Below are 19,152 nucleotides of genomic sequence, written 5' to 3'. Positions count from 1 at the left end.
TCATGTGCCGATCAACGGAATATCAATACAACAATGCATACAGCTGGCGGCGATACTTCGACGCCAGTGCATCACCCGTACCCAGCGCAGCGAGGATCTCCTGGAACGTTTTACGCGTCTGACCGTCTGCGGCGGTGAGATCTTTACGCAGATGCCCGAACAGCAACTCCAGCGCCTCTTCATTGCGCCCAACCTGATGCAGTTGCAGCGCCAGTTGCGTCGCCAGTGCGGCATCTTCTGGATTCTCCGCCACCTGCTGTTGCAACTGTTGAATTTCCGGCGTATCAGCCGCCTGCTTCAGCAGTTCGATTTGCGCCACCAGCCCCTGGTAGCGGGTGTCCTGATCCTGCAACGGAATGGTTTTCAGCACCGCTTCCGCATCTTCAGAACGGTTCAGCGCAATCAGCGTTTCTGCCAGCAGCAGGCCGATCTCCCCGTTCTGATTCGACAACTGCCAGGCGTCTTTCAGCAATGGCAGGGCATCGGTGTAATTGCTTTCCTGCATCAGTTGCATCGCCTGCTGCGCTTTCAGCTCTTCTTCGCGCGGCAGCACTTTATCCAGCAGGGCGCGGATCGCCTCTTCCGGTTGCGGCCCCTGGAAGCCATCTACCGGTTGCCCGTTCTGGAACAGATACACGGTCGGAATCGCACGCAGACCAAACTGCGCGGCAATCATCTGCTCCGCGTCGCAGTCCAGCTTCGCCAGAATAAATTGCCCGTTGTACTGCGCCGCGAGGCTTTCCAGAATTGGGGTTAACTGCAAACAGTGCTGGCTACGTTCAGACCAAAAATAGAACAGCACCGGAGTGGTCATCGACTGTTCAAGAACCTGTTGCAGGTTAGATTCGTTAATGTTGACAATATTTTCTACGGACATGGAGTCGCTCTCTGTTGTCGATATTTTCTTTGACATGGGGGCTTAAGCGCGCGCTTCAACTCACCCCTGCAATATTTTGTCCATCACGCGCCCCGGCAGCAGGCGCTTAAGCACCATTACCGCCCAGGTCACCAGCGTCACCGGATAGCGCATCTTCGGCTTCTCGCTAATAAAAGCATGGCGTACTTTGTCCACCACCGCTTCCGGTCCCAACGTAAAGCGGGCGGCGATGCCGGGATTTTCGACTGGTTTATCACTTTGCGTCTGGTTGACGTTGTCGGTGAAGCGAGTACGAATGGGACCGGGTTCGATCAGGCTGACTTTAATTCCGCTGTGGCGCAGCTCCATGCGCAGTGCATCTGACCACGCCTCCAGCGCATATTTACTGGCCGCGTAAGCGCCACGACCCGGCGTGGAGATTAATCCCATCACCGATGATGTCATCACAATACGCCCTTCACCGTGCGGTAACATCGCGGGTAACAGGCGCATGGTGAGCTGGTGTGCGCCGAAAAAGTTGGCGGAAAACTGCTGTTCCATCTGCGCACGGCTGATGGTGGAAAGGGGGCCATACATGCCGAATCCGGCATTGTTAAAGATCCCATACAGACAATTATCGGTCAGGGCGATCACCTCGTCGGCTGCGCGATCAACACTTTCTGGTGAATCCAGATCGATCAACACGCCGGTAAATCCCATGCTGTTCATGCGCTCAACATCATCCGGTTTCCGGCAACCTGCCAGCACATGAAAACCCTGGCGTTTTAATTCGAGCGCGCTTTCCAGGCCAATTCCACTGGAACATCCGGTAATTAAGACCGATTTTTGCATAACTTTACCTGTCAGGATCTCCGTTGCTTTATGAGTCATGATTTACTAAAGGCTGCAACTGCTTCGCCATCCAGTCGGCAATAAACGGCTGGGCGTCGCGGTTGGGATGAATACCGTCATCCTGCATCCATTGTGGCTTGAGGTAGACCTCTTCCATAAAAAAGGGCAGCAGCGGAACATCAAACTCTTTGGCGAGTTTGGGGTAAATGGCGCTAAAGGCTTCATTATAACGGCGACCATAGTTTGCAGGCAGACGTATTTGCATTAACAATGGTTCAGCGTTGGCGGCTTTGACATCCTGCAAAATCTGGCGCAGCGTTTGCTCGGTTTGCTGTGGCTGAAAACCACGCAAACCGTCATTGCCGCCCAGTTCAACCAGCACCCAACGCGGCTGATGCTGTTTCAGCAGAGCCGGAAGGCGCGCCAGTCCTTGTTGCGAGGTGTCGCCGCTGATGCTGGCATTAACTACCGACGTTTTACTCTGCCACTTATCATTCAACAAGGCAGGCCAGGCCGCGCTGGCAGACATTCGATACCCGGCGCTCAGGCTATCACCCAGAATCAATAACGTGTCCGCTGCGGCGGCACGGAAGGTTAACAGGACCAGGAACAGGAAGGGCAAATGCCAGCGGAAAACATTGTTGAAGTTCATCATCTTAAGAAGTCCGTCGGTCAGGGGGAGCATGAACTCTCCATCCTCACCGGAGTTGAGCTGGTTGTCAAACGTGGCGAGACCATCGCACTGGTGGGCGAGTCGGGATCGGGTAAGTCAACCTTGCTGGCGATCCTCGCCGGGCTTGATGACGGCAGCAGTGGCGAAGTGAGTCTGGTGGGACAACCGCTACATAATATGGACGAAGAAGCGCGGGCAAAGTTGCGCGCGAAGCACGTCGGCTTTGTTTTTCAGTCATTTATGTTAATTCCTACCCTTAACGCGCTGGAAAACGTCGAGCTTCCGGCTCTGCTGCGCGGTGAGAGTAGCGCGGAAAGTCGTAACGGGGCGAAAGCGTTGCTCGAACAGTTAGGGCTGGGTAAACGTCTGGATCATCTTCCGGCACAGCTTTCCGGCGGTGAACAGCAACGAGTGGCGCTGGCACGAGCCTTTAATGGTCGACCTGATGTGCTGTTTGCCGACGAACCCACCGGCAACCTTGACCGCCAGACGGGCGATAAAATTGCCGACCTGCTGTTTTCCCTCAACCGTGAACATGGCACCACGTTGATTATGGTGACCCACGACCTGCAACTGGCGGCACGCTGCGACCGCTGCTTACGGCTGGTGAACGGGCAGTTGCAGGAGGAAGCATGATTGCACGTTGGTTCTGGCGCGAATGGCGTTCGCCGTCGCTATTAATTGTCTGGCTGGCGCTAAGCCTGGCGGTGGCCTGCGTGCTGGCGCTGGGCAATATCAGCGATCGCATGGAGAAGGGCTTAAGCCAGCAAAGCCGTGAGTTTATGGCGGGCGATCGGGCGTTGCGCAGTTCACGCGAAGTGCCGCAAGCGTGGCTGGAGGAAGCGCAAAAGCGCGGCCTGAAAGTCGGCAAGCAGCTGACTTTCGCCACAATGACCTTTGCAGGCGACACACCGCAGCTGGCGAACGTCAAAGCGGTGGATGATATCTACCCGATGTATGGCGATCTGCAAACTAATCCCCCTGGCCTGAAACCGCAGGCGGGCAGCGTATTGCTGGCCCCACGCCTGATGGCACTGCTTAACCTGAAAACGGGCGACACCATTGACGTGGGCGATGCCACCTTGCGGATTGCCGGAGAAGTGATTCAGGAACCGGATTCCGGTTTTAACCCCTTCCAGATGGCTCCGCGTCTGATGATGAATCTGGCGGATGTCGATAAAACCGGAGCCGTGCAGCCGGGGAGTCGGGTCACCTGGCGTTATAAATTCGGCGGCAACGAGAACCAGCTCGACGGCTATGAGAAATGGTTGTTACCTCAGCTTAAACCCGAACAACGCTGGTACGGTCTGGAACAGGACGAAGGCGCGCTGGGGCGATCGATGGAACGCTCGCAACAGTTCCTGCTGCTTTCGGCGCTTCTGACCTTGCTGCTGGCAGTGGCAGCGGTGGCGGTAGCGATGAATCATTACTGTCGCAGTCGCTACGATCTGGTGGCGATCCTCAAAACGCTGGGGGCAGGGCGAGCGCAACTGCGTAAGCTAATCGTCGGTCAGTGGTTGATGGTGCTGACGCTTTCAGCCGTTACCGGTGGGGCCATAGGCCTGTTGTTCGAAAACGTGTTGATGGTGCTGCTCAAGCCCGTTCTGCCTGCTGCACTACCGCCAGCCAGCCTCTGGCCGTGGCTGTGGGCGCTTGGCACCATGACGGTCATCTCGCTGCTGGTGGGGCTACGACCATATCGCTTGTTGCTGGCAACGCAGCCTTTACGCGTATTACGTAATGATGTGGTAGCGAACGTCTGGCCGCTGAAGTTTTATCTGCCGATTGTCAGTGTGGTGGTTGTGCTGCTGCTCGCCGGATTAATGGGTGGCAGCATGCTGCTTTGGGCGGTGCTGGCGGGCGCGGTAGTACTGGCTTTGCTGTGCGGTGTGCTGGGCTGGATGCTGCTGAATGTACTTCGCCGCATGACGCTGAAATCGCTGCCTCTGCGCCTGGCGGTTAGCCGCCTGTTACGTCAGCCGTGGTCAACGTTAAGTCAGCTTTCGGCATTTTCGCTCTCCTTTATGCTGCTGGCACTGCTGCTGGTGTTGCGTGGCGATCTGCTCGACCGCTGGCAGCAGCAGCTACCTCCAGAAAGCCCGAACTACTTTTTAATTAACATCGCCACAGAACAGGTAGCACCGCTAAAAGCGTTCCTCGCGGAACATCAGATAGTCCCGGAATCGTTTTATCCGGTGGTGCGGGCGCGGCTGACGGCGATTAACGATAAGCCGACAGAAGGTAATGAAGATGAGGCGCTTAACCGCGAACTCAATCTTACCTGGCAAAATACGCGGCCCGATCATAATCCGATTGTCGCCGGTAACTGGCCGCCAAAAGCCGATGAAGTGTCGATGGAAGAGGGGCTGGCGAAACGCTTAAACGTTGCCCTCGGTGATACCGTGACTTTTATGGGCGATACCCAGGAGTTCCGCGCTAAAGTGACCAGCCTGCGCAAAGTGGACTGGGAAAGTCTGCGGCCTAATTTCTATTTTATTTTCCCTGAAGGGGCATTAGACGGGCAACCGCAGAGCTGGCTTACCAGTTTCCGCTGGGAGAATGGCAACGGCATGTTGACACAACTCAACCGCCAGTTCCCGACCATTAGCCTGTTAGATATTGGCGCGATTTTAAAACAGGTCGGTCAGGTGCTGGAGCAGGTAAGTCGGGCGCTGGAAGTGATGGTGGTACTGGTCACCGCCTGCGGTATGTTGCTGTTGCTGGCACAGGTGCAGGTGGGAATGCGTCAGCGTCATCAGGAGCTGGTGGTGTGGCGCACACTCGGTGCGGGGAAAAAACTGCTGCGTACCACGTTGTGGTGTGAGTTCGCCATGCTTGGGTTTGTTTCCGGCCTGGTGGCCGCAATTGGTGCGGAAACGGCGCTGGCAGTGTTGCAGGCGAAAGTGTTTGATTTTCCGTGGGAGCCAGACTGGCGATTGTGGATTGTTCTGCCGTGCAGCGGAGCGCTGCTGCTGTCGCTTTTCGGCGGCTGGCTGGGTGCGCGACTGGTTAAGGGTAAGGCGCTGTTCAGGCAGTTTGCGGGGTGATGAGAGTAAATAAGGGGCGTTCTGGTTGAATGGAACGCCTTGTTTAAATTAATTCTACAATATGTTTCATTGATGATGTTATTGAATTGGTGATTTCCTATCTTTCTATTGCTGATATTAATCTGAATCGGTGGAGTTTATTGATTTTAAATATAGCCCTACAAAAATAACTCAGACTAATAAAATCATAAATCATATGCGTTGAATGGATATTATCCATATAGTGAATTTGTTGATGATGAATTCATCTGTGCTAAAAATGTTAGTTTAATAAAATATTGAAAGTGACCTGTAATAACAGTTGTTGTTGATTGAGAACAAATAAGTTTATGTGAAAAATATATAAATACATTAGCTGGTCTTGTGTGTCATTTTATTTTTTTTTGTTGCTAACACAGGGATATGAACAATAACTAAAAGGGCACTTTATATGAGCGGAAAACCAGCGGCGCGTCAGGGAGATATGACTCAGTATGGCGGTCCCATTGTCCAGGGTTCGGCAGGTGTAAGAATTGGCGCGCCCACCGGCGTGGCGTGCTCGGTGTGTCCGGGCGGGATGACTTCGGGCAACCCGGTAAATCCGCTGCTGGGGGCGAAGGTGCTGCCCGGCGAGACGGACCTTGCGCTGCCCGGCCCGCTGCCGTTCATTCTCTCCCGCACCTACAGCAGCTACCGGACGAAGACGCCTGCACCGGTGGGCGTTTTCGGCCCCGGCTGGAAAGCGCCTTCTGATATCCGCTTACAGCTACGTGATGACGGACTGATACTCAACGACAACGGCGGGCGGAGCATTCACTTTGAGCCGCTGCTGCCGGGGGAGGCGGTGTACAGCCGCAGTGAGTCAATGTGGCTGGTGCGCGGTGGTAAGGCAGCACAGCCGGACGGCCATACGCTGGCGCGGCTGTGGGGGGCGCTGCCGCCGGATATCCGGTTAAGCCCGCATCTTTACCTGGCGACCAACAGCGCACAGGGGCCGTGGTGGATACTGGGGTGGTCTGAGCGGGTGCCGGGTGCTGAGGACGTACTGCCAGCGCCGCTGCCGCCGTACCGGGTGCTTACCGGGATGGCGGACCGCTTCGGGCGGACGCTGACGTACCGGCGTGAGGCCGCCGGTGACCTGGCCGGGGAAATCACCGGCGTGACGGACGGTGCCGGGCGGGAGTTCCGTCTGGTGCTGACCACGCAGGCGCAGCGTGCGGAAGAGGCCCGCACCTCTTCGCTATCTTCTTCTGACAGTTCCCGCCCTCTCTCAGCCTCAGCGTTCCCCGACACACTGCCCGGTACCGAATACGGCCCCGACAGGGGTATCCGCCTTTCGGCGGTGTGGCTGATGCACGACCCGGCATACCCGGAGAGCCTGCCCGCTGCGCCACTGGTGCGGTACACGTATACGGAAGCCGGTGAACTGCTGGCGGTATATGACCGCAGCAATACGCAGGTGCGCGCTTTCACGTATGACGCGCAGCACCCGGGCCGGATGGTGGCGCACCGTTACGCGGGAAGGCCGGAGATGCGCTACCGCTACGACGATACGGGGCGGGTGGTGGAGCAACTGAACCCGGCAGGGTTAAGCTACCGCTATCTTTATGAGCAGGACCGCATCACCGTCACCGACAGCCTGAACCGGCGTGAGGTGCTGCATACAGAAGGCGGGGCCGGGCTGAAACGGGTGGTGAAAAAAGAACTGGCGGACGGCAGCGTCACGCGCAGCGGGTATGACGCGGCAGGAAGGCTCACGGCGCAGACGGACGCGGCGGGACGGAGGACAGAGTACGGTCTGAATGTGGTGTCCGGCGATATCACGGACATCACCACACCGGACGGGCGGGAGACGAAATTTTACTATAACGACGGGAACCAGCTGACGGCGGTGGTGTCCCCGGACGGGCTGGAGAGCCGCCGGGAATATGATGAACCGGGCAGGCTGGTATCGGAGACATCGCGCAGCGGGGAGACAGTACGCTACCGCTACGATGACGCGCACAGTGAGTTACCGGCGACGACAACGGATGCGACGGGCAGCACCCGGCAGATGACCTGGAGCCGCTACGGGCAGTTGCTGGCGTTCACCGACTGCTCGGGCTACCAGACCCGTTATGAATACGACCGCTTCGGCCAGATGACGGCGGTCCACCGCGAGGAAGGCATCAGCCTTTACCGCCGCTATGACAACCGTGGCCGGTTAACCTCGGTGAAAGACGCACAGGGCCGTGAAACGCGGTATGAATACAACGCCGCAGGCGACCTGACTGCCGTTATCACCCCGGACGGCAACCGGAGCGAGACACAGTACGATGCGTGGGGAAAGGCGGTCAGCACCACGCAGGGCGGGCTGACGCGCAGTATGGAGTACGATGCTGCCGGACGTGTCATCAGCCTGACCAACGAGAACGGCAGCCACAGCGTCTTCAGTTACGATGCGCTGGACCGGCTGGTACAGCAGGGCGGCTTTGACGGGCGGACGCAACGTTATCATTATGACCTGACCGGAAAACTCACACAGAGTGAGGATGAGGGACTTGTCATCCTCTGGTACTACGATGAATCGGACCGTATCACTCACCGCACGGTGAACGGCGAACCGGCAGAGCAGTGGCAGTATGATGGCCACGGCTGGCTGACAGACATCAGCCACCTGAGCGAAGGCCACCGTGTTGCCGTCCACTATGGCTATGACGATAAAGGCCGCCTGACCGGCGAATGCCAGACGGTGGAGAACCCGGAGACGGGGGAACTGCTGTGGCAGCATGAGACGAAACACGCATACAACGAGCAGGGGCTGGCAAACCGCGTCACGCCGGACAGCCTGCCGCCGGTGGAGTGGCTGACGTATGGCAGCGGTTACCTGGCGGGAATGAAGCTGGGCGGGACGCCGCTGGTCGAGTATACGCGGGACAGGCTGCACCGTGAGACGGTGCGCAGCTTCGGCAGCATGGCAGGCAGTAATGCCGCATACGAACTGACCAGCACATACACCCCCGCAGGCCAGTTACAGAGCCAGCACCTGAACAGCCTGGTATATGACCGTGACTACGGGTGGAGTGACAACGGCGACCTGGTGCGCATCAGCGGCCCGCGACAGACGCGGGAATACGGCTACAGCGCCACGGGCAGGCTGGAGAGTGTGCGCACCCTCGCACCAGACCTGGACATCCGCATCCCGTATGCCACGGACCCGGCGGGCAACCGGCTGCCGGACCCGGAGCTGCACCCGGACAGTACACTCACAGTGTGGCCGGATAACCGCATCGCGGAGGATGCGCACTATGTCTACCGCCACGATGAATACGGCAGGCTGACGGAGAAGACGGACCGCATCCTGGCGGGTGTGATACGGACGGACGACGAGCGGACCCACCACTACCACTACGACAGCCAGCACCGCCTGGTGTTCTACACGCGGATACAGCATGGCGAGCCACTGGTCGAGAGCCGCTACCTCTACGACCCGCTGGGACGGCGAATGGCAAAACGGGTCTGGCGGCGGGAGCGTGACCTGACGGGGTGGATGTCGCTGTCGCGTAAACCGGAGGTGACGTGGTATGGCTGGGACGGAGACAGGCTGACGACGGTGCAGACTGACACCACACGTATCCAGACGGTATACGAGCCGGGAAGCTTCACGCCGCTCATCCGGGTCGAGACAGAGAACGGCGAGCGGGAAAAAGCGCAGCGGCGCAGCCTGGCAGAGACGCTCCAGCAGGAAGGGAGTGAGAACGGCCACGGCGTGGTGTTCCCGGCTGAACTGGTGCGGCTGCTGGACAGGCTGGAGGAAGAAATCCGGGCAGACCGCGTGAGCAGTGAAAGCCGGGCGTGGCTTGCGCAGTGCGGGCTGACGGTGGAGCAACTGGCCAGACAGGTGGAGCCGGAATACACACCGGCGCGAAAAGCTCATCTTTATCACTGCGACCACCGGGGACTGCCGCTGGCGCTTATCAGCGAAGACGGCAATACGGCGTGGAGCGCGGAATATGATGAATGGGGCAACCAGCTTAATGAGGAGAACCCGCATCATGTGTATCAGCCGTACCGTCTGCCAGGGCAGCAGCATGATGAGGAATCAGGGCTGTACTATAACCGTCACCGGTACTACGATCCGTTGCAGGGGCGGTATATTACTCAGGACCCGATGGGGTTGAAAGGGGGATGGAATTTATATCAGTATCCTTTAAATCCACTACAACAAATTGACCCTATGGGATTATTGCAGACTTGGGATGATGCCAGATCTGGAGCATGTACGGGGGGAGTTTGTGGTGTTCTTTCACGTATAATAGGACCAAGTAAATTTGATAGTACTGCAGATGCTGCGTTAGATGCTTTGAAAGAAACGCAGAATAGATCTCTATGTAATGATATGGAATACTCTGGTATTGTCTGTAAAGATACTAATGGAAAATATTTTGCATCTAAGGCAGAAACTGATAATTTAAGAAAGGAGTCATATCCTCTGAAAAGAAAATGTCCCACAGGTACAGATAGAGTTGCTGCTTATCATACTCACGGTGCAGATAGTCATGGCGATTATGTTGATGAATTTTTTTCAAGTAGCGATAAAAATCTTGTAAGAAGTAAAGATAATAATCTTGAAGCATTTTATCTCGCAACACCTGATGGACGATTTGAGGCGCTTAATAATAAAGGAGAATATATTTTTATCAGAAATAGTGTCCCGGGATTGAGTTCAGTATGCATACCGTATCATGATTAATTTTAGTGCTTTTATTAGTGGGGCCTATAAGGAGATTCAATGAAATATAGTTCAATATTTTCGATGCTTTCATTTTTTATACTATTTGCCTGTAATGAGACAGCTGTTTACGGTTCTGATGAAAACATTATTTTTATGAGGTATGTGGAAAAATTACATTTAGATAAATACTCTGTTAAAAATACGGTAAAAACTGAAACAATGGCGATACAATTAGCTGAAATATATGTTAGGTATCGCTATGGCGAACGGATTGCAGAAGAAGAAAAACCATATTTAATTACGGAACTACCAGATAGTTGGGTTGTTGAGGGAGCAAAGTTACCTTATGAAGTTGCGGGTGGTGTATTTATTATAGAAATTAATAAGAAAAATGGATGTGTTTTGAATTTCCTACATAGTAAATAATGCTGGCGCTGATGGATGCGGATGGAAACATTGCGTGGAGCGGGGAGTATGATGAGTGGGGCAACCAGCTGAATGAAGAGAACCCGCATCACCTGCACCAGCCGTACCGGCTGCCGGGGCAGCAGTATGATAAGGAGTCGGGGCTGTACTACAACCGGAACCGGTACTACGATCCGTTGCAGGGGCGGTATATCACTCAGGACCCGATAGGGCTGGAGGGGGGATGGAGTCTGTATGCGTATCCGCTGAATCCGGTGAATGGTATTGATCCATTAGGGTTAAGTCCCGCAGATGTAGCGCTAATAAGAAGAAAAGATCAACTAAACCATCAAAGAGCATGGGATATATTATCTGATACTTATGAAGATATGAAGAGATTAAATTTAGGTGGGACTGATCAATTTTTCCATTGTATGGCATTTTGTCGAGTGTCTAAATTAAATGACGCTGGTGTTAGCCGATCGGCGAAAGGGCTGGGTTATGAAAAAGAGATTAGAGATTACGGGTTAAATCTGTTCGGTATGTACGGCAGAAAAGTAAAGCTATCCCATTCTGAAATGATTGAAGATAATAAAAAAGACTTGGCTGTAAATGACCATGGGTTGACATGTCCATCAACAACAGATTGCTCAGATAGATGTAGTGATTATATTAATCCAGAGCATAAAAAAACGATAAAGGCTTTACAAGATGCTGGCTATCTCAAGTAATCTATCAAAGATGATAATATTTATTTTTGCTATTATAATCATTGTTGTTTTATGCGTAATTACTTATCTTTATTTATACAAAGATGAATCTCTTGTAAGTAAACATTACATAAACTATATGGCAATACCAGAAAATGATGGAGTTTTTACATGGCTCCCAGATTTTTTTCCGCACGTAGCGGTGGATATATCAATATACACAAATGTAGAAGATGATTATTTTTTTCTTATTTTTCCCTAACAAATGATGATGGGGGTAGGTTTAAGAAAACATTGACAGTGAGGGCCAGGGAACAAGTGGCGAAAATCGTATCAAAGAATGATCCAGATACAAAAAAAGTGTGGTGTAAATATGGTAAGATACCAGGGCAAGGGGATGGTGTAAACCTTTTTTTTGTTGGTGAAATTAATGTTACGCATTATTTTATAACAAATATTGGAGCTGGATTGCCTGATGCTTGTGCAGAGTAATTGCTTGAATTAAGAGTCTATCCCATATCGAAGTCGTCAACTTCGTAGTGAGGAAAAGTAAAATTCCTGACTGAGAAAAGACATGTCGGCTATTGTGTAAAGCCATATAGCTCAGACGATGAATATCTACTCGTATTCAGTTGTTTATTGAGGGTGAGTTCCGACCCTGAAACAACAAATAAAATGAACAGTCAGAGAGTTTACATAGAATTGCACTGGTCTTTTACGATATCTGACATTGTGTAATACATATTCAGCCATGCATTAATTAAAATGTTACGTGTTTAATGTGAGTCCCTATCTGAAAATAAATAATCCTTCCGGATTAAAATAAATTCTTGCCGGGAAAGAAAGAGGAAATAAACCATTAGCGGAAAACCAGCGGCACGCCAGGGTGACATGCCCCAGTACGGCGGCCCGATAGTCCAGGGTTCAGCGGGGGTACTGATAGTCGCGCCGACTGCATCGAGAACTCCATACAACTTTTTACGGAACGTCACCTGATAAAATTTGTTCAGTATCGTCTTTTGAGATTCTCAAGGTTATGGAGTAACCAGACAGAACGGACACCACTGTCGGAGATAAAAACCCCCTGTTTACGCAGCTCGTTGCTGGCCCGGTGCTGACCATGTGTCGGGAAAGCGACGGCGTAATCAACAACAGCCTGTTCAGTTGCCTCATCGGTACGGTTCTTAAGGTTAGGAGCGCGGCGACTACGATTAATCTGCGCATCCACACCGCCTTCAGCGACCAGTTCGCGGTAACGATAAAACGTATCACGCGAAACGCCCATGATTTTACAGGCTTTTGATACGTTGCTGAGTTCTTCAGCCAGATTGAGCAAACCGGCTTTGTGTTTGATGACGGGATTGGCAGTATGAAGCATGAGAGTTACCTCTTGTTTTGGATAAGGATTCGACACTCATATCAAAACCGGTAACTCTCAACCTTTCAAGGCCATGTGTCAGATCAAGTCGCGACTAATACAAATACGTCCCTCATTACCGCGCCTTAACCCATTCCGCCACTTCCGCCCACTCACCGCGAAAGACAACTTTTTCCGCTTTTTTCTCAAGCTGATAGCGATACATCGGGTCGTAATATTCTTCAAGTAACGGCACCAGCCAGGCCAGATGACCGTCGGTGCTGCCGGTGGTGAGTTGCGTTGTCAGTGCTGCATCCAGCCTTGCAGCCAGTTCGTTATAGCGCTGTAGCCCCAGCCGACGCTTAATCGCCGAAAGTCCGTGATGCAGGTATTCGCAATACTCCTGCCAGCCCTGTTCGTCGCCGTACGCGTGGGTAAAATCATGATGCATACGCAAGAAATACTCTTCGTTCAGGCGCTCAAGACGGATCTCAAACGGATCTTCTACCACCGCAATCGCCGCCTGAGTCATTCGCTCGCGCAGGCATTCCGGCAGGTGATTCGAACCGATCATCCGGCTTTCGTCTTCCAGCACCCACAGGCGCAAATTCTGACGGGCGTCGGTTTTTAGCATTTCGGCAGCCAGCAGGTTTTCAAAACTCGCCTGGCTAAGTTGTGGTTGTAACGTGCGACCAAACGCCGAACCGCGATGACGCGCCAACCCTTCCAGATCAACACCGTTCGGCTGTTGCTGCACTAACAGCGTTTTACCGCTGCCGGTACAACCGCCAATCAGCACTATCGGTTTTTGTGCCAGTTCAATAGTCGCCTGAATCGCGGTCTGGCGCAGTGCCTTATAACCGCCTTCCACCAGCGGATAATCAATCCCCGCTGCATGCAACCAGCTTTGCACAATATGTGAGCGCTGACCGCCACGGGCGCAGCAGAGAATACCTTGCGGATTTTGCAGGCACGCTGCCCGCCAGGCGTCCATGCGCTGCTGACGAATTTCACCCGCCACCAGTTTATGTCCCAGCGCCAGCGCTGCGTCTGAGCCTTGCTGTTTATAGCAGGTGCCAACGGCGGCGCGTTCATCGTTATTCATTAACGGCAGATTGATAGCGGCGGGCATTGCGCCGTGCTCAAACTCGATAGGGGCGCGAACATCAATAATGGGCGTATCAGCAATCAGCAGGGCACGATAGTCCTGTTCCGTGTGTCTCTCTTGCATAGTTAAAAGTGAACCTCAAATCAGCTTGCGCGCTATTTTACGCGCCAACGCGCAAGGAAACTTGATTTTTAACTGCGTGGGTTGCCGAAAATTTCTAAAAATCCGCTGATTTCCGGCCTGCGCTGGGTAAACAAGGTCACAATATCTTCTACCGCTTTGCCGCTGCCAAATTTGCGCCATGCCAGACTCAATGGCGAAGGAGGGCGCATCGTTGGGATTACCCGGCTGACCAGTTGTTGATTATCGATCATTGACTGGCAAAGCGATTTTGGCAAAAAACCAATGCCAACGCCCGCCAGATGGGCGGCGATTTTCGTTTCCATATCGGGAACAATAATCTCTTTTTGCCCTGGCAATCGCCAGGCGACGCGTTTGGTTAAGGTGCGGGCGCTGTCTTCAATATTGACCGCCGGAAAGCGCCGCAACTGCGCTTCTGTTAGCGGCTCTTCAACGTTCGCCAGCGGATGATCCGCCGCCATGACAAAGCGCCATTGCACCGATCCTAAGGGATCAAGACTAAAGGTATTTGCCAGCGCCTCAGTTCCCGTGACGCCGATAGCCAGCGAAAAACCTTCGTACAATAGCGAGTCCCAGACGCCCATATAGATTTGTCGGGAGATGTGAAACTGGGTAAAGGGGTAACGCTCATTCAGCCACGCCAGCAACTGGGCGACGGCCTGGGGGTTGTAGAGCAGGTTGTTGATGACAATATTCACCTGGCGTTCCACGCCATCATTCACCTGTTGCAGCTCGCTTGGCATACTTTCCAGCCAGCTCAGCCAGTCTCTGGCCTGGGAAAGTAGATGCTCGCCAGCCGCTGTCAACGTCACGCTGCGAGTCGTACGGAAAAACAGCGCTACTCCGGTATTCTCTTCCAGAAGTTTAATGCGATAACTGATCGTCGCCGTGGTTTTACATAATCGTTCTGCCGCTTTTGAAAAACTTCCTGTTTCAGCAACCGCAATGAAAGTCCGCAAGGTTTCTGGATCGAACATCTTCAGGTATCCCCTTTTAAATCCGCAAGTTGCGTGATTTTCTTATCCTCTGATTTATCAGTATTTTTACATGATAACCCTGTTCAATTTGTGGACTAAATCTAGTTTTGGAAAAATATTCCAACTTTTGTATTGATGTTGTTCTCTTAAGGTTTTAGATTGCCTGTTATTGAAACCAAGCTGACCGGTCGGCGGTGGTTGAACGGAATTATGTTACAAGGACAAAAAGATGAAACTTCAGGTATTACCGTTAAGTCAGGAAGCCTTTAGTGCTTATGGCGACGTAATCGAAACGCAGCAACGGGATTTTTTCCATATTAACAATGGCCTGGTGGAGCGTTACCACGATTTGGCGCTGGTTGAGATTCTTGAGCAAGACTGTACGCTTATCAGCATTAACCGCGCGCAACCGGCGAATCTGCCGCTGACCATTCACGAACTCGAACGTCATCCGCTGGGTACTCAGGCCTTTATCCCGATGAAAGGTGAGGTGTTTGTGGTGGTCGTGGCGTTAGGTGACGACAAACCAGACCTGTCAACGCTGCGGGCGTTTATCACCAACGGCGAACAGGGAGTGAATTACCATCGTAACGTCTGGCATCACCCACTTTTCGCCTGGCAGCGCGTCACCGATTTTCTGACCATCGATCGCGGCGGCAGTGACAACTGTGATGTTGAAAGTATTCCTGAACAGGAACTCTGTTTTGCGTGACGCCTGCAACCGACTTGCATAAGATAAACTAATTGTTCATTGTTTATGCTCACTTGTAGGTCGGAGTTAACGTAGGTATGACGGAAGTTAGACGGCGCGGCAGGCCAGGACAGGCGGAGCCTGTGGCACAGAAGGGCGCACAGGCGTTAGAGCGGGGAATTGCGATTCTGCAATATTTGGAAAAAAGTGGGGGAAGTTCGTCGGTTAGCGATATTTCTCTCAATCTGGATTTGCCGCTCTCCACGACCTTTCGCTTGCTGAAGGTTTTACAGGCAGCGGATTTTGTCTATCAGGACAGTCAATTAGGCTGGTGGCATATAGGATTAGGTGTCTTTAACGTCGGTGCGGCGTACATCCATAACCGCGATGTCCTCTCCGTCGCCGGGCCGTTTATGCGCCGCCTGATGTTACTTTCCGGCGAAACGGTCAATGTCGCGATCCGTAACGGCAATGAAGCGGTATTAATTGGTCAGTTAGAGTGTAAATCGATGGTCAGGATGTGTGCGCCACTGGGCAGTCGTCTGCCACTGCATGCTTCCGGTGCGGGCAAAGCGCTGCTTTATCCGCTGGCGGAAGAGGAGTTGATGAGCATCATTCTGCAAACCGGTTTGCAGCAGTTTACGCCAACTACGCTTGTGGATATGCCCACCTTGCTGAAGGACCTGGAACAAGCGCGTGAACTGGGCTATACCGTAGATAAAGAAGAGCATGTTGTAGGTCTGAATTGCATAGCTTCAGCAATTTACGATGATGTCGGTAGTGTTGTTGCCGCTATCTCCATCTCCGGGCCTTCATCAAGACTGACAGAAGATCGTTTTGTCAGTCAGGGTGAGCTGGTCAGAGACACCGCCCGCGATATCAGCACGGCGTTGGGACTGAAAGCACATCCATAATGTCTGTCGCATCCCGCTCTGCGGAGCGGGTTTTTTTGACAAAATTTGAAAGTTGGAAAAATTTTCCAATAAATAGAGGTAGGAATAAAATGGCAAAAATGAGAGCCGTTGACGCGGCAATGTATGTGCTGGAGAAAGAAGGTATCACTACCGCCTTCGGTGTTCCGGGAGCTGCAATCAATCCGTTCTACTCAGCGATGCGTAAGCACGGCGGTATTCGTCACATTCTGGCGCGTCATGTGGAAGGTGCTTCGCACATGGCGGAAGGTTATACCCGCGCAACGGCAGGGAATATCGGCGTATGTCTGGGGACTTCCGGTCCTGCGGGCACGGACATGATCACCGCGCTCTATTCCGCTTCTGCTGATTCCATTCCTATTCTGTGCATTACCGGCCAGGCACCGCGCGCCCGTCTGCATAAAGAAGATTTTCAGGCCGTAGATATTGAAGCAATTGCTAAACCGGTCAGCAAAATGGCGGTTACAGTTCGTGAAGCGGCGCTGGTGCCTCGCGTGCTGCAACAGGCATTTCACCTGATGCGTTCTGGTCGTCCGGGTCCGGTACTGGTGGATTTACCGTTCGACGTTCAGGTTGCGGAAATCGAGTTTGATCCTGACATGTACGAACCGCTGCCGGTCTACAAACCTGCTGCCAGCCGTATGCAGATCGAAAAAGCTGTAGAAATGTTAATCCAGGCCGAACGTCCGGTGATTGTTGCCGGGGGCGGGGTAATTAATGCTGACGCAGCTGCACTGTTACAACAGTTTGCTGAACTGACCAGCGTTCCGGTGATCCCAACGCTAATGGGCTGGGGCTGTATCCCGGACGATCATGAACTGATGGCCGGGATGGTGGGTCTGCAAACCGCGCATCGTTACGGTAACGCAACGCTGCTGGCGTCTGACATGGTGTTTGATATCGGTAACCGTTTTGCTAACCGTCATACCGGCTCGGTAGAGAAATACACCGAAGGGCGCAAAATCGTTCATATTGATATTGAGCCGACGCAAATTGGTCGCGTGCTGTGTCCGGATCTCGGTATTGTCTCTGATGCTAAAGCGGCGCTGACACTGCTGGTTGAAGTGGCGCAGGAGATGCAAAAAGCGGGTCGTCTGCCGTGTCGTAAAGAATGGGTCGCCGACTGCCAGCAGCGTAAACGCACTTTGCTGCGCAAAACCCACTTCGACAACGTGCCGGTGAAACCGCAGCGCGTGTATGAAGAGATGAACAAAGCCTTTGGTCGCGATGTTTGTTATGTCACCACCATTGGTCTGTCACAAATCGCTGCGGCACAAATGCTGCATGTCTTTAAAGACCGCCACTGGATCAACTGTGGTCAGGCTGGTCCGTTAGGCTGGACGATTCCGGCTGCGCTAGGGGTTTGTGCCGCTGATCCGAAACGCAATGTGGTGGCGATTTCTGGCGACTTTGACTTCCAGTTCCTGATTGAAGAGTTAGCTGTTGGCGCGCAGTTCAACATTCCGTACATCCATGTGCTGGTCAACAACGCTTATCTGGGGCTGATTCGTCAGTCACAACGCGCTTTTGACATGGACTACTGCGTGCAACTCGCTTTCGAGAATATCAACTCCAGTGAAGTGAATGGCTACGGTGTTGACCACGTAAAAGTAGCGGAAGGTTTAGGTTGTAAAGCTATTCGGGTCTTCAAACCGGAAGATATTGCGCCAGCCTTTGAACAGGCGAAAGCCTTAATGGCGCAATATCGGGTACCGGTAGTCGTGGAAGTTATTCTCGAGCGTGTGACCAATATTTCGATGGGCAGCGAACTGGATAACGTCATGGAATTTGAAGATATCGCCGATAACGCAGCGGACGCACCGACTGAAACCTGCTTCATGCACTATGAATAAGGGAGATAAATAATGTTACGTTTCTCTGCTAATTTATCGATGTTATTTGGAGAATATGATTTTCTCGCCCGTTTTGAGAAAGCTGCGCAGTGTGGTTTTCGCGGCGTTGAATTTATGTTTCCTTATGACTACGACATTGAAGAATTAAAACATGTGCTGGCGAGTAATAAACTCGAACATACGCTGCACAATTTACCGGCGGGTGACTGGGCGGCGGGGGAGCGCGGTATTGCCTGTATTCCTGGCCGTGAAGAAGAGTTTCGGGATGGCGTAGCAGCAGCGATTCGTTATGCCCGTGCGCTGGGTAATAAAAAAATTAACTGTCTGGTCGGTAAAACGCCGGCTGGTTTCAGCAGTGAACAGATTCACGCAACGCTTGTAGAAAACCTGCGTTATGCCGCGAATATGCTGATGAAAGAAGATATTTTATTACTGATTGAACCTATTAACCATTTTGATATTCCTGGTTTCCATCTCACCGGAACTCGGCAGGCGCTGAAATTGATTGATGATGTTGGTTGCTGCAATTTGAAAATTCAGTATGACATTTATCATATGCAGCGGATGGAAGGTGAATTAACCAACACCATGACTCAGTGGGCTGATAAAATTGGTCACCTGCAAATTGCCGATAATCCGCATCGCGGCGAACCGGGAACCGGAGAAATTAATTATGATTATCTCTTTAAGGTAATCGAAAATTCTGACTACAACGGTTGGGTTGGGTGTGAATATAAACCCCAAACCACCACGGAAGCCGGTTTACGCTGGATGGATCCGTACCGTTAAAACGTAACGCTATTCAGACAATGCTTTTTTAGGCCGCTAAGTTGGCAGGGGATCGTGTTGTCTGAATT

General features: G+C 52.6%; 15 protein-coding genes and 3 pseudogenes. 12 read left to right on the top strand and 6 right to left on the bottom strand.

Annotated elements, in window-relative coordinates; translation table 11 throughout:
* Positions 1 to 22: 22 nt before the first annotated feature.
* Genes cnoX through tesA form a run of 3 tightly spaced genes read right to left on the bottom strand, consistent with a single transcriptional unit; the run spans position 23 to position 2,360 of the window.
* Entirely contained in the window at positions 23 to 877 is an 855-nt protein-coding gene (gene cnoX, locus KXD89_RS16340; protein WP_001300573.1) for a chaperedoxin, read from the bottom strand.
* 60 nt (positions 878 to 937) lie between these two features.
* Positions 938 to 1,747 (bottom strand): NADP(+)-dependent aldehyde reductase, encoded by an 810-nt coding sequence (ybbO, locus tag KXD89_RS16335; protein WP_000148959.1) that lies wholly within the window; start codon positions 1,745 to 1,747, stop codon positions 938 to 940.
* A complete protein-coding gene (gene tesA, locus KXD89_RS16330) occupies positions 1,737 to 2,360 on the bottom strand; it encodes a multifunctional acyl-CoA thioesterase I/protease I/lysophospholipase L1 (RefSeq protein WP_001295836.1) in 624 nt (207 codons plus the stop codon). Before tesA ends, ybbO begins: the two co-directional genes overlap by 11 nt.
* Between tesA and ybbA the strand changes: the two genes are divergently transcribed.
* The 8 genes and pseudogenes from ybbA to KXD89_RS22585 form a co-directional block, all read left to right on the top strand.
* Positions 2,331 to 3,017 carry a putative ABC transporter ATP-binding protein YbbA gene (gene ybbA, locus KXD89_RS16325; RefSeq protein ID WP_001110573.1) on the top strand — a complete coding sequence of 229 codons (687 nt, stop codon included), beginning with the start codon at positions 2,331 to 2,333 and terminating at the stop codon, positions 3,015 to 3,017. The genes tesA and ybbA overlap by 30 nt on opposite strands.
* Positions 3,014 to 5,428 carry a putative ABC transporter permease subunit YbbP gene (gene ybbP, locus KXD89_RS16320; RefSeq protein WP_000561872.1) on the top strand — a complete coding sequence of 805 codons (2,415 nt, stop codon included), beginning with the start codon at positions 3,014 to 3,016 and terminating at the stop codon, positions 5,426 to 5,428. The genes ybbA and ybbP overlap by 4 nt, the downstream gene beginning before the upstream one ends.
* Positions 5,429 to 5,858: 430 nt before the next feature.
* Complete coding sequence (rhsD, locus tag KXD89_RS16315; protein ID WP_046607490.1) at positions 5,859 to 10,139, top strand: rhs element protein RhsD; 4,281 nt, start codon at positions 5,859 to 5,861, stop codon at positions 10,137 to 10,139.
* A 39-nt stretch (positions 10,140 to 10,178) separates the two neighbouring features.
* Positions 10,179 to 10,547 (top strand): YbbC/YhhH family protein, encoded by a 369-nt coding sequence (locus tag KXD89_RS16310; protein ID WP_000877768.1) that lies wholly within the window; start codon positions 10,179 to 10,181, stop codon positions 10,545 to 10,547.
* 23 nt (positions 10,548 to 10,570) lie between these two features.
* A pseudogene (locus tag KXD89_RS16305) lies at positions 10,571 to 11,257 on the top strand (RHS repeat-associated core domain-containing protein); the annotation flags it as partial.
* Positions 11,238 to 11,498, top strand: a complete 261-nt coding sequence (locus KXD89_RS16300; protein WP_001320180.1) for a hypothetical protein — start codon at positions 11,238 to 11,240, stop codon at positions 11,496 to 11,498. The pseudogene KXD89_RS16305 and the gene KXD89_RS16300, both read left to right, overlap by 20 nt.
* A gap of 56 nt (positions 11,499 to 11,554) precedes the next feature.
* Positions 11,555 to 11,728, top strand: a complete 174-nt coding sequence (locus KXD89_RS16295; RefSeq protein ID WP_001297301.1) for a hypothetical protein — start codon at positions 11,555 to 11,557, stop codon at positions 11,726 to 11,728.
* 366 nt (positions 11,729 to 12,094) lie between these two features.
* Positions 12,095 to 12,190: pseudogene (locus KXD89_RS22585) on the top strand (hypothetical protein); the annotation flags it as partial.
* Between the two features lie 58 nt (positions 12,191 to 12,248).
* Here KXD89_RS22585 and KXD89_RS16290 read toward each other — a convergent pair.
* The 3 genes and pseudogenes from KXD89_RS16290 to allS form a co-directional block, all read right to left on the bottom strand.
* Positions 12,249 to 12,614: pseudogene (locus KXD89_RS16290) on the bottom strand (helix-turn-helix domain-containing protein); the annotation flags it as partial.
* A gap of 115 nt (positions 12,615 to 12,729) precedes the next feature.
* The gene (mnmH, locus tag KXD89_RS16285) at positions 12,730 to 13,824 is read right to left on the bottom strand and encodes a tRNA 2-selenouridine(34) synthase MnmH (RefSeq protein WP_001157938.1); all 1,095 of its coding nucleotides are present in this window, start codon (positions 13,822 to 13,824) and stop codon (positions 12,730 to 12,732) included.
* Between the two features lie 68 nt (positions 13,825 to 13,892).
* The gene (gene allS, locus KXD89_RS16280; RefSeq protein ID WP_000460145.1) at positions 13,893 to 14,819 is read right to left on the bottom strand and encodes an HTH-type transcriptional activator AllS; all 927 of its coding nucleotides are present in this window, start codon (positions 14,817 to 14,819) and stop codon (positions 13,893 to 13,895) included.
* Positions 14,820 to 15,048: 229 nt separating this feature from the next.
* On the opposite strand from allS, the gene allA reads away from it, so the two are divergent.
* The 4 genes from allA to hyi all read left to right on the top strand — a co-directional run bounded on the left by allA (position 15,049) and on the right by hyi (position 19,084).
* Complete coding sequence (gene allA, locus KXD89_RS16275) at positions 15,049 to 15,531, top strand: ureidoglycolate lyase (RefSeq protein WP_000776377.1); 483 nt, start codon at positions 15,049 to 15,051, stop codon at positions 15,529 to 15,531.
* A 77-nt stretch (positions 15,532 to 15,608) separates the two neighbouring features.
* Complete coding sequence (allR, locus tag KXD89_RS16270) at positions 15,609 to 16,424, top strand: HTH-type transcriptional repressor AllR (RefSeq protein ID WP_000141275.1); 816 nt, start codon at positions 15,609 to 15,611, stop codon at positions 16,422 to 16,424.
* A gap of 89 nt (positions 16,425 to 16,513) precedes the next feature.
* Positions 16,514 to 18,295 carry a glyoxylate carboligase gene (gene gcl / locus KXD89_RS16265; protein ID WP_001698076.1) on the top strand — a complete coding sequence of 594 codons (1,782 nt, stop codon included), beginning with the start codon at positions 16,514 to 16,516 and terminating at the stop codon, positions 18,293 to 18,295.
* A gap of 12 nt (positions 18,296 to 18,307) precedes the next feature.
* Entirely contained in the window at positions 18,308 to 19,084 is a 777-nt protein-coding gene (gene hyi, locus KXD89_RS16260) for a hydroxypyruvate isomerase (protein ID WP_000943544.1), read from the top strand.
* Positions 19,085 to 19,152: the final 68 nt, after the last annotated feature.

Origin of the sequence: Escherichia sp. TC-EC600-tetX4 (assembly GCF_019356055.1) — a bacterium.
GTDB lineage: Bacteria > Pseudomonadota > Gammaproteobacteria > Enterobacterales > Enterobacteriaceae.
This window is presented reverse-complemented; position numbering and strand designations above follow the sequence as displayed.

Excerpts from the sequence above, each read along its gene's own strand:
- cnoX (WP_001300573.1), bottom strand. The coding sequence starts at position 877 with ATGTCCGTAGAAAATATTGTCAACATTAACGAATCTAACCTGCAACAG.
- ybbO (WP_000148959.1), bottom strand. The coding sequence starts at position 1,747 with ATGACTCATAAAGCAACGGAGATCCTGACAGGTAAAGTTATGCAAAAA.
- ybbA (WP_001110573.1), top strand. The coding sequence starts at position 2,331 with ATGCCAGCGGAAAACATTGTTGAAGTTCATCATCTTAAGAAGTCCGTC.
- tesA (WP_001295836.1), bottom strand. The coding sequence starts at position 2,360 with ATGAACTTCAACAATGTTTTCCGCTGGCATTTGCCCTTCCTGTTCCTG.
- ybbP (WP_000561872.1), top strand. The coding sequence starts at position 3,014 with ATGATTGCACGTTGGTTCTGGCGCGAATGGCGTTCGCCGTCGCTATTA.
- rhsD (WP_046607490.1), top strand. The coding sequence starts at position 5,859 with ATGAGCGGAAAACCAGCGGCGCGTCAGGGAGATATGACTCAGTATGGC.
- KXD89_RS16310 (WP_000877768.1), top strand. The coding sequence starts at position 10,179 with ATGAAATATAGTTCAATATTTTCGATGCTTTCATTTTTTATACTATTT.
- KXD89_RS16300 (WP_001320180.1), top strand. The coding sequence starts at position 11,238 with ATGCTGGCTATCTCAAGTAATCTATCAAAGATGATAATATTTATTTTT.
- mnmH (WP_001157938.1), bottom strand. The coding sequence starts at position 13,824 with ATGCAAGAGAGACACACGGAACAGGACTATCGTGCCCTGCTGATTGCT.
- allS (WP_000460145.1), bottom strand. The coding sequence starts at position 14,819 with ATGTTCGATCCAGAAACCTTGCGGACTTTCATTGCGGTTGCTGAAACA.
- allA (WP_000776377.1), top strand. The coding sequence starts at position 15,049 with ATGAAACTTCAGGTATTACCGTTAAGTCAGGAAGCCTTTAGTGCTTAT.
- allR (WP_000141275.1), top strand. The coding sequence starts at position 15,609 with ATGACGGAAGTTAGACGGCGCGGCAGGCCAGGACAGGCGGAGCCTGTG.
- gcl (WP_001698076.1), top strand. The coding sequence starts at position 16,514 with ATGGCAAAAATGAGAGCCGTTGACGCGGCAATGTATGTGCTGGAGAAA.
- hyi (WP_000943544.1), top strand. The coding sequence starts at position 18,308 with ATGTTACGTTTCTCTGCTAATTTATCGATGTTATTTGGAGAATATGAT.